Genomic DNA, 10,257 nt, shown 5'->3' with positions numbered 1-10,257 from the left:
GGTTCGAATCCTCTCAGCCTCAGGCTTATTGGAGAGATGCGAGAGCGGTTGAATCGGACGGTCTCGAAAACCGTTGAACTCGTAAGGGTTCCGAGGGTTCGAATCCCTCTCTCTCCGCTAGAATGTAACGTTGGAGATGAAAGCGAGGGGTTCGAATAATAAGGCGCAACTAGCGCCTTATACGCCTTCGCCGACCAACGGGAGGAAAAGGCAGCAGGATGCTGCCGGCAGAAGGCGGAGGCGGATTGGAAGCCGCGTACAGGATGTACGGGGCGGCAGACCGAATTCCTCTCTCTCCGCTGGAATGTAACGTTGAATGCCTTGGGCATATAACGGTGCATGAATGTAAAAATTTTATGAATGTCTACTTGGAGAGATGACCGAGCGGCCGAAGGTGCACGATTGGAAGTCGTGTGTACCCCTAAAGGGTACCGAGGGTTCAAATCCCTCTCTCTCCGTATTCCCCGTCATCAGGAATCATGCGAAAAAGCGCTGCCCAACCCCGCCAGGTCCGGAAGGAAGCAACGGTAAGCAGTTGCTTTTTGCGCCGTGACCATCCTGGCGGCGGGGTTTTTTTTCGCCCCCTTTCCATGTATACTAACCGCTATGGCTTATGAAGTAACCGCTACAAGAAGACGACCAAAAACGTTTGACGAAATGGCGGGCCAGGAATTCGTCGTTGCAACCCTCAAGAGTTCTATTGAGACAGGACGCATTGCCCATGCCTACCTGTTTTCCGGACCCCGGGGCTGCGGTAAAACCAGTGCGGCCCGAATTCTCGCCCGATCCTTGAACTGTGAAAAGGGCCCTACCGCCACTCCCTGCGGAGTATGTACAAACTGTATTGAAATCGCCCGCGGCGCCAGTCTTGATGTTATTGAAATAGACGGAGCCAGCAATACCAGCGTTAACGATGTCCGGCAGATCAAGGACGAGGTGCTCTTTCCGCCCAATTCAGGCCGATACAAGGTTTACATTATCGACGAAGTGCACATGCTCTCGAACAGCGCATTTAACGCCCTGCTTAAAACGATTGAAGAACCGCCGCCCTATATCGTCTTTATTTTTGCCACTACGGAACTTCACAAGGTTCCTGCTACGATTAAAAGCCGGTGCCAGCAGTTTGCCTTTAGGCTCATCCCCATCGATACTATTAAAAATATCCTCGCCGATGCATGCCGGGAAATGAATATTACTGCGGAAGATGAAGCCCTCTTCTGGATTGCAAAGGAATCTACCGGCAGCCTCCGAGACGCATACACTCTTTTTGATCAGGTAGTGGCCTTTTCGGATGGACACATTCGGACAGAGCTTATCAGGGAAAAGCTCGGCCTTGTGGGGCTTGATGCCATAAACAGCTTGGCGGAATCCTGCGTACAGGAGAAAGCCGCCGAAGCGCTTCTTCAGTTGGATGCCATTCTTGAACAGGGGGTTTCCATAGAACAGCTTGTTATCGATATGGCAGAATATTTTAGAAGCATCTTGCTCCTTAAACAGGGTATCAGACGGGAAGCACTTTTAGGCTACAGCGCCGAGCGGTTTTCATCAACAGTAGTAGAATCCTTATCGGCACCTCAGATCGAACAGGCCTTGAGCATACTCCTGGGAGTGTATCGGGATATTCGGTATTCCCTGTCGCCCCGTTTTGAGCTTGAGGCTGCGATTTCTAAATTATGCTGGCTCAAGCGATGGATAGCAACGGCAGAACTTAAAGACATGGTGGAAAACCTCAGGAGTAACCTGCTAAACCCTCATAATGGTGTCTCCCCTCAACCTGCAGCAGCCAAGATTGCCCCAGCTGCTGCAGTTCGGGAGGCACCGGAGCCACAGATAAAAAAAAACCTTGCTGAAGAAGGATCTGGGCAGTCTCTGACCGAAGGATTTAAGCAGTTTTTAGCGGCTAAGGCGAATGAGCAGAAGAAAGAGGAACCTCAGCAACAAGACAAAAAGCAGACACCGCCAATTTCCCGCCATGGGCTTGAGGAAAAGGAGAATGGTCCCCTCAATCAGCAGAAAACAGCCCGGCCTTTGGAAGCGGGTCAACTCGAAGAAATCCGACGAGAACTGATAGGACAGCTAAAAAAGGAGCGGGGAATGCTCGCATCGGGGCTCGAAAAAACTGCGGATTGGAAATTGGAAACCCAGGAGGGATTAGATCCGCAGCTTATCATCCCAGCCAGAGACTCTTTAACAGGAGATTTGCTGAAAAAGGAAAAGCACAGTATTAGCGGCGCTTTACACCGAATGGGATATACGAATCTTCAGATTGATATACAATTGATGGTATCCAAAGAAACATCGGCGGGAGTGCAGGGTGATGAAAACCAAGTCCCTGCCGAAGTGGAACTGGTTCGCAAACTGTTCCGCGGTACCATCGTACGCATAAAATAAGCAACAGGAGTTTATAACATGAACATTAATCCCTTTGATATCCTTAAAAATGCACAGAAAATCCAGGAACAGATGGCCTCTATGCAGGAACGGATCGGTTCGATTGTGGTAACCGGTTCTGCCGGGGGCGGTATGGCACAGGTCGATATGAACGGCAGAATGGAAGTGCTCGCAGTCCGGATAGCCCCGGAAGCAGTAAACAGCGAAGACATTCCGCTCCTTCAGGATCTTATAAAAGCCGCTTTTACAGATGCGATGGACAAGGTTAAAGAAAGACTGCAAAGCGAATTTGGAGCCATGGCTGGCGGGCTGGGTATTAACCCGGGGATGCTGGGGTTCTAATGAATGCCCTTGACCGGCTGGTGGGCCATTTAACCAAGCTGCCCGGTATTGGGAAAAAGACTGCAGGGCGGCTTGCGTATTATATTTTGGATGCAGACCCGACCTATGCTCAGCAGCTGGCTGAGGAACTGCAGCAGCTTCACGAACGAATTCACCGTTGTTCGGTCTGCGGCAGTTTTACCGAAACAGATCCCTGTGCCATTTGCAGTGATCCCAGCCGGGATACCCAGCTTTTATGCGTGGTAGAGCGGGCCCAGGATGTACGGGTGATCGAAGAGGGCCGCGAATTCCGCGGCCGCTATCATGTGCTCGGAGGGCTTATCGCACCCTTGGAGGGTATAGGCCCAGAGAAACTCGCTATCGGCCAATTACTTAACCGCATACGGCGAAACGGCATTAGCGAGGTTATTCTTGCCTTAAACCCGACCGTAGAAGGAGATACCACGGCCCTATATCTCCATAAAATTCTAAAAGATACGGGGGTTACGGTTTCACGGCTTGCTTCAGGGCTCCCAGTTGGCGGCGATTTGGAATATGCGGACCGGCTTACCCTGTCACGCAGTTTCCGCGGCCGCATTCCCATGTAAGGTGTACATAAGCTACCGGTTTAATTCTTACCCATAAGGCGGTAACATTCATCAATAATGGGTTCTATGGCCGGTATGGAAAATCCAAGCTGTTCAAGCTGTTTCCGTTCCTGGCTCTGCTCCCAATTCATATAGGGGTTGCTGTAATTGCGTTTTAAGAAATCATAGACCAGATCTTCTGCTTCCTGGGGAAGAGAGAAAAAGATACCCCGCCCTTTTCCAAGAACCCGGCGTATGGCACTGCGGACATGGGTCATAAAAAGATCCTGGTAGACATCATAGGATCGGCCGGATAGATGCATAAGCCGTTCAGAAACAGAATTCCGCCGAACCGGATTTTCCCGTAATTTTGATTCCCCAGAAGACCCAGACTTTTTCTGTTTGTTCAGATCTGAAACATGCTTTGCTTTTTCTTGAACGACCGCAGCGCTTACAGATTTATTGTGAGTCTCGCTGGCGTTTAGTACGCCGGTGAGCCGAGGCTGGGCTGTAAGCCTGCCGGCACTCCTCGCATTGCCCCCGGCAGTACCGCTAGCGGCAATACTGCCGCCCCTGGCGGTGCCGCCGATCCCGGCGGTACGACTGCCCCCGGCGTTACTTGTACGTGTTCGGCGCCTGGGGGGTGTCCTTCTTTTGGCGATTTCAGGACCGGCTTTTTCATTACCTTCCAGTTTTGCTTTTAACAAAGCCCACTGCTGCTGCAGATAGCGGTCACCCTGAATAGAATAGTAGTACCCCGTTATCAGAATGCTCATGACTGAGGAAAGGATTTCTTCGTCCCGTTTACCCCCCAGGCGCCCCCGTTGTATGGCAGAAAAAACCTCGTAATGCTTGGTTTTATATTTTCGGGAATAGAGAAAGAGGATTCGCTCAAAGGCCGAATCATGCACCAAATTCCAGTACTTAAAACAAAAAGCAAGGGTTTTATCTTCAATACGGCTCAGCGTGGGAGGTATTTGTATCCGGGCTATATCGGCGGCGGAAAAACGGATCGCATTCAAATCAATATGTACCTGCGGCGGCGGCGACTCAGCACGATGCTTTCCGAGCGCCCCCTGCTGCTTAGCTTCCTGCAGTTCCCGCTGATGTCTTTGTTTTTCCGCAAGGCTCCGCTGCTTAAGCAGTTCTGCCTTATCCTGGGCAACAAGCCGCCTGCGCTCTTCTGCCTGGGCTTGTTCCTGCAACGCTTTGCGGCGCTGCCGTTCCTCTTCTACAATCGAGAGCGATTCGGTAACGTAGGCACGGATAAGGGCTTCCGCCTTGGCCATAGATTTTTCGCAATAATGCAAACGCTGCGCATAGCGATGGAGCCGTTCCATAGCCATGACGGCCTCAAAACGTTCCCGGGGCAGCAAAGCTAAAATTGCGTCTGCTGTTTTAATAGTAGAGTACACATCGGTCTCATCAAATGAATCAGCCTTTACAGCAATATATTTGATGAGCTTCTTGGTACGTTCCAGAACCCTTTGGCCTAAAGCCAGGTAGGCTTGCTTGAGCAATGCTGTATAGCGGGGCGAACGGGTTCGATAGGCCCGCAGTATTTCGGTTCTGAATTGATCATCGGGATATCGGGGGACAAGCCGGCTTTGGTACAGCACCAGCGCATCGGATGAACGACCGAGGGCACGCAGATCATAATAACGTTCAATATCCGGATCATGATCGGAAGAAAGAAATGGATATTCTGTTTGTAGTAATTCTGTCTGCAGATCCAGGACGCTCATTGGGAGCATTGTATCTATTGTAAGGGGTTTTATCCAGTACTTTTTTACCACAGGTTTTGTGCAATCGATGGTATACTGATGGCTGGAGGTAAACCCTATGGCCGCTACGCAGCAATATATTCTTGCCCTGGACCAGGGAACCACTACATCCCGGGCAATACTGTTTAACCACTCAGGGGCTGTTATTGCCCTTTCCCAAAAGCCATTCCGCCAAATATATCCTCAAGGGGGATGGGTGGAGCATGATCCAGAGGAAATCTGGAAAACCCAGTACGAGGCAGCTACGGAGGCGGTCGCCCAGGCCCAAATTACGGCGGATCAGATTGCAGCCATCGGTATTACAAACCAACGGGAAACAACCCTGTTATGGGAAAGAAAAACAGGAAAACCGGTCTACAATGCAATTGTTTGGCAATGCAGGCGGAGCGCCGATATTTGCCGGGAACTCAAAGCTCTGGGTCATTCGGATATGATCCGTGAAAAAACAGGCCTTGTTTTGGACCCCTATTTTTCGGCCAGCAAATTGATGTGGCTCTTCCAGGAAATACCGGGCTTAAAAAGCCGGGCTGAAGCAGGGGAGCTTTGTTTTGGCACCATCGATTCCTGGCTAATTTTTAAGCTGACCGGGAAACACCTTACGGATGTTACCAACGCATCGCGTACATTGCTTTTCAATATTAAGACCCTGCAGTGGGATGATGAACTCCTTAAAATATTCGGCGTTCCTCGGGCCATATTGCCTGAAGTCCTACCTTCTTCGGGTTTCTTCGCCCAAACCTTGCCTGAACTATTCGGTAAAAGCATTCCCGTAACCGGTGTCGCCGGAGACCAACAGGCAGCACTGTTCGGACACGCCTGTTTTTATCCCGGATCAGTTAAAAACACCTATGGAACCGGCTGTTTTACCCTTCTTAATACGGGTAATAAACCTATCATCTCAAAAAACAACCTCCTTACCACCGTTGCTTGGAAAATCGGCGGCGAAACGACCTACGCCCTTGAAGGGAGCGTATTTATAGGAGGTGCCGTAGTACAGTGGCTCAGGGATGAACTACATCTTATCGAAAATTCGGCAGAATCAGAAGCATTGGCAAAATCGGTTGAATCATCAGGGGGTGTCTTTATCGTCCCTGCTTTTGTCGGTATGGGTGCGCCCTATTGGGATCCGGATGTCCGGGGAACCATAGTTGGCCTGACCCGGGGCAGCAACCGGGCCCATATAGTTCGTGCAGCCCTGGAAAGCATCGCCTTTCAGTCTCGAGACTTGATTGACTGCATGGAAAGCGATTACGGGCAGGCTATACAGGAGCTCAAGGCGGATGGCGGGGCAGCGGCGAACTCTTTCCTTATGCAGTATCAATCGGATATACTGGGCAAGGCGGTTGTACTTCCGGAAGTTATGGAAATAACAGCCCTAGGAGCTGCGTATCTTGCGGGACTTGAAGTAGGTTATTGGGACAGCCTGCGGGACATTGAAGTAAACTGGCGTATGCGGCGCCGGTTTCAGCCGGGAATGACCAAAGATACCCGAAAGCAGTTGCTCGACCAATGGCATCGGGCTATCGATGCAGCCCGAAGTTACCGTCATTTATAATCCAGGGGGTAACATACCAACATGCCAGAACTCAGGGTACTTATCATTTTGGACGATGCTGGGGTACAGGATGAATTCCAACACCATCTAGAAAAGAATGAGTTTAAGCATTCCTACCATTTAGTGCCCTCAGTTTTGGAGGCCTTTCATGTGCTCCATCAGGAGGCCATCGATATGGTTCTGGCTCAGGCAAACCTCGCACTAGAGGATTTGCTTCGCCAATATCCCTTTGTTCCCTGTATCGTGCTTGGCAAACGGTCAGAACAGGCCCGGCTTGATGGACTACTCGCCCAGGGAGCCAGTGACTACATCTATATAGACAATCCAGATTGGTATTCCATGCTGGATACTACCCTGAATAAAATCTGGAACATTCGAAACAGCCTGCAGCAGGAACTTATCTTCGCTTCTCAGCGATATCATAACCTTGTAGAAGCCCTTCCCGACGTGGTATATGAGCTTGACCCACAGGGCCATTTTACTTTTGTAAATCAAGCGGTCCGATCATTAGGCTATGAGCCAGAAGAACTATTGGGTCAGCACTTCAGTACCATCCTTTTCGAAGAAGACGTTCCCCAGGTAAGCCGGGATTCTATTCTTAAACTGTATAAAAACAACAACACCGGCAACCGTTTTGCTCCCAAGCTTTTTGATGAACGGCGGAGCGTGGACCGAAAGACCGAAAACCTGGAACTGAGAATTAAGCGCAAGACAAGCCGTTTTGGAAAAAATGAAGAAATGTACGCCACCATAATTTCCTACGGCGAAGTTTCATCTGCCGGAGCCTACCAACCCGTAGGAGGATCGGACCAGCGGGTATTCGTAGGTACCGTAGGCATTATTAGGGATATTACCTTGCGGAGAAAATCCGAAGAAATGCTCCGCAAAATGTATCAGGCAGTCGATCAAAGCCCCGTGGCAATATCCATCATCAATCAGGATTTTATCATAGAATATGTCAACCCAGCCTTTTTTAGCATGACCGGAGCAGGTCCGGAAGCTGCCATAGGAAGCAAATTCCAAGAATACCTGGTAAACACCGCAGACCAGACAACTTATGAGGATCTCTTAAGCTCGATCCGTGCAGGCATTGACTGGAAAGGGGAAATTCGCTGCAACAGGATAAACGGAGACCCCTTTTGGAGCTCCCTTTCCGTTTCAGCTATCCGGGACCCCAAAGGCGCCATAAGCCATTATCTATGCATCATGGAAGATATCACTAGGCGCCGGACCCTGGACGAGATGCTTAAAAATGCCAAAGAAGCAGCCGAGGCAGCCAACAAGGCAAAGAGCGAGTTTTTAGCCAACATGGGACACGAAATTCGCACCCCCCTGGCGGGGATTATTTCTCTTTCTGAAGTGCTGCTGACCGACAACCCACGGCAGGATCAGTATGACCGGATCAAAGCGATTCAGGCATCCAGCCAGACACTTTTAGCTATCCTGAACGATCTCCTGGACCTATCCAAAATAGAAGCCCGGGCCATCGAACTCTACCTGGAAAACTTTTCGCTAGAGGAAACCATAGAAGCCCTGCTTTTACCTTTCAAAGCCCAGGCAGAAGAAAAGGGCCTCAGTTTCCATTATTCTGTAGATAATGGCGGATTTCCGATAATAAACGGAGACCGGCTTAAAATAAACCGCATTATTTCCAACCTTGTATCCAACGCAATCAAATTTACCGAGAATGGCACGGTAGAAGTTCATTGTGCCATCCGTGCTAAAGATAATATGCCGGGGCTCTTTGTTTCGGTCCGCGATACGGGCATCGGCATTTCGGGAGTGGACCAGCAGAAACTCTTCCGCCATTTTACCCAATTAAGCAGCAGCCTCAATAAAAAATACCAGGGAACCGGTTTAGGCTTAGCGATCTCAAAGGAACTAGCGGTCAAAATGGGCGGGGATATAACTTTTGAAAGTATCCCCGGCCAGGGAAGCACCTTTTACTTTTATACACCGGTAAATACAGCGACGGGAAACCCCGTACAGTCTGATGAGTTCACCTATATAGCCCGAAAACGGCTCTCCATACTTATTGCAGAAGACAATCCGGTAAACAGGGACTACCTCCATTATTTCCTTAAAAAAGCGGGTCATCAGGTCGAAGTAGCAGAGGACGGACTTACGGCAATCCAAAAACTGGAAAAGGGTGATTTTGATCTTATATTGATGGACCTCCAAATGCCTGGCATGGACGGTATTACCGCTGCGTCTACCATACGGTCCTACCGGGGTCTTAATTATGACCCCCGCATTTCCATTATTGCACTCACAGCCTATACCGAATCCGAGCTGGGACATAAAGAGTCCCTCGCCGATTTTGATGCCTATGTGTCAAAACCGGTCAATGCTATGACACTGCTCAATCTTATCGATTCGGTAATGACTAAAAAAGAATATTTTGATATTAACAGTCTTAAGCGTCACTATATGTCATCTCAGGATGAATTCCGGCGGCTCCTTTTAATCGCTTCCCAGGATCTGCCCAAGCATATGGATCAATTTAAAGCGTACTATGAAGCATCACAGTACAATGATGCTGCTGAAGTGCTGCATAGCGTGGTCAGTATACTATCCGCCCTGGAAAGCATTCGGGGACTTCAGCTCGTAAAACGCTACCGAAAGGCAGTTCAGGAACAGCATTGGGAAGTATTAAAAGAAGACGCAGAGGATTTGCTCCGGGAAACCTTAGGCATACGACGCCAAATACAACACGCATTGGGAGAACTGTAAACATGAAAGATCGTATGGGGATAAACCTCGGAACAGGCCTCGGCAAAGTGTTTCTATTTTTACTGGCAAGCACGGCCTGCGCGGGGCCTTCAGACGCCAGCCTGGGGGATGGACTTTTTGCCCGAATCAGCACCGATAAGGGAGACATTATCGTTCGGCTGGAATATAAAAAAACGCCCCTCACGGTGTGCAATTTTACCGGCCTTGCGGAAGGCAAGCTGAACGCCGCAGGCGGGAAACCCTTCTACAATGGATTAACCTTTCATCGGGTTATCAATGACTTTATGATCCAGGGCGGAGACCCCCTTGGAAACGGGACCGGCGGGCCGGGTTATAAATTCCCCGATGAGATTGTAGATGACCTTAAACACGACAGCCCTGGCGTACTTTCCATGGCAAATGCAGGGCCTGGAACCAATGGCAGTCAGTTTTTTATTACCCACAAGGCAACTCCCTGGCTCGACGGAAAGCATACCGTCTTTGGACGCGTGGTAGAAGGCCAGGATGTGGTAAATGCCATCCAGCAGGGCGATAGAATTAAGAGTATTACCATCATTCGAAACGGCAATGACGCGAAGGCCTTTAAGAACGATCAGGCCGCCTTTGACAGTCTGCTTAAAAATGCTGCAAGTGCCGCGGCTGAGCGTGTTGCAGCTAAACGGCAGAACGACTTGGCATTAATTGCAACCAAATATCCAGGGGCCCAGACAACTCCCAATGGAATCCGTTATGTGATACTAAAAGAAGGAACAGGTACAAAAGTACAAGCAGGTAATACTGTCTCGGTGAATTATAAGGGGATGTTCCTGAACGGTGAGGTCTTCGATGCCTCAGACTTTCATGGCGGCCCCTTCCAGTTTCAGGCCGGTGCAGGCCGGGTTATACC

7 protein-coding genes, 2 tRNA genes and 1 other RNA gene are annotated in these 10,257 nt (G+C 49.8%); 9 read left to right on the top strand and 1 reads right to left on the bottom strand.

Translation table 11 applies throughout. The features are described from left to right. The first annotated feature begins 30 nt into the window (after positions 1–30). The 6 genes from Q7P68_RS13400 (at position 31) to recR (ending at position 3,320) form a co-directional block, all read left to right on the top strand. Positions 31–117 (top strand) — tRNA-Ser (locus tag Q7P68_RS13400). Positions 118–370: 253 nt separating this feature from the next. Further along, positions 371–458: transfer RNA gene (locus tag Q7P68_RS13395), tRNA-Ser, on the top strand. Positions 459–468: 10 nt separating this feature from the next. Continuing rightward, positions 469–567: signal recognition particle sRNA small type (gene ffs / locus Q7P68_RS13390), an RNA gene on the top strand. A 39-nt stretch (positions 568–606) separates the two neighbouring features. Then, a complete protein-coding gene (dnaX, locus tag Q7P68_RS13385) occupies positions 607–2,391 on the top strand; it encodes a DNA polymerase III subunit gamma/tau (protein ID WP_304226500.1) in 1,785 nt (594 codons plus the stop codon). An 18-nt stretch (positions 2,392–2,409) separates the two neighbouring features. Beyond that, positions 2,410–2,733, top strand: a complete 324-nt coding sequence (locus tag Q7P68_RS13380) for a YbaB/EbfC family nucleoid-associated protein (protein WP_304226498.1) — start codon at positions 2,410–2,412, stop codon at positions 2,731–2,733. Then, positions 2,733–3,320 (top strand): recombination mediator RecR, encoded by a 588-nt coding sequence (gene recR / locus Q7P68_RS13375; RefSeq protein ID WP_304226496.1) that lies wholly within the window; start codon positions 2,733–2,735, stop codon positions 3,318–3,320. Before Q7P68_RS13380 ends, recR begins: the two co-directional genes overlap by 1 nt. Before the next feature lie 20 nt (positions 3,321–3,340). Here recR and Q7P68_RS13370 read toward each other — a convergent pair whose 3' ends face one another. Then, positions 3,341–5,044 (bottom strand): hypothetical protein, encoded by a 1,704-nt coding sequence (locus Q7P68_RS13370; protein WP_304226494.1) that lies wholly within the window; start codon positions 5,042–5,044, stop codon positions 3,341–3,343. A 97-nt stretch (positions 5,045–5,141) separates the two neighbouring features. Here Q7P68_RS13370 and glpK point away from each other — a divergent pair, with 97 nt between their 5' ends. From glpK to Q7P68_RS13355, 3 genes are all read left to right on the top strand, one after another. Further along, positions 5,142–6,638, top strand: a complete 1,497-nt coding sequence (gene glpK / locus Q7P68_RS13365; protein WP_304226492.1) for a glycerol kinase GlpK — start codon at positions 5,142–5,144, stop codon at positions 6,636–6,638. Between the two features lie 21 nt (positions 6,639–6,659). Continuing rightward, positions 6,660–9,371, top strand: a complete 2,712-nt coding sequence (locus tag Q7P68_RS13360) for a PAS domain S-box protein (RefSeq protein ID WP_304226490.1) — start codon at positions 6,660–6,662, stop codon at positions 9,369–9,371. 2 nt (positions 9,372–9,373) lie between these two features. Next, positions 9,374–10,257, top strand: an 884-nt coding sequence (locus tag Q7P68_RS13355) for a peptidylprolyl isomerase (protein ID WP_304226488.1), incomplete at its 3' end; no start/stop codon positions are given.

Source organism: Gracilinema caldarium (assembly GCF_029265695.1).
Classification (GTDB): Bacteria; Spirochaetota; Spirochaetia; order Treponematales; family Breznakiellaceae; genus Gracilinema; species Gracilinema caldarium_A.
Note: the sequence above shows the minus strand (reverse complement) of the source record. Positions and strands in the feature narration are given on the sequence as shown.

Excerpts from the sequence above, each read along its gene's own strand:
- dnaX (WP_304226500.1), top strand. The coding sequence starts at position 607 with ATGGCTTATGAAGTAACCGCTACAAGAAGACGACCAAAAACGTTTGAC.
- Q7P68_RS13380 (WP_304226498.1), top strand. The coding sequence starts at position 2,410 with ATGAACATTAATCCCTTTGATATCCTTAAAAATGCACAGAAAATCCAG.
- recR (WP_304226496.1), top strand. The coding sequence starts at position 2,733 with ATGAATGCCCTTGACCGGCTGGTGGGCCATTTAACCAAGCTGCCCGGT.
- Q7P68_RS13370 (WP_304226494.1), bottom strand. The coding sequence starts at position 5,044 with ATGAGCGTCCTGGATCTGCAGACAGAATTACTACAAACAGAATATCCA.
- glpK (WP_304226492.1), top strand. The coding sequence starts at position 5,142 with ATGGCCGCTACGCAGCAATATATTCTTGCCCTGGACCAGGGAACCACT.
- Q7P68_RS13360 (WP_304226490.1), top strand. The coding sequence starts at position 6,660 with ATGCCAGAACTCAGGGTACTTATCATTTTGGACGATGCTGGGGTACAG.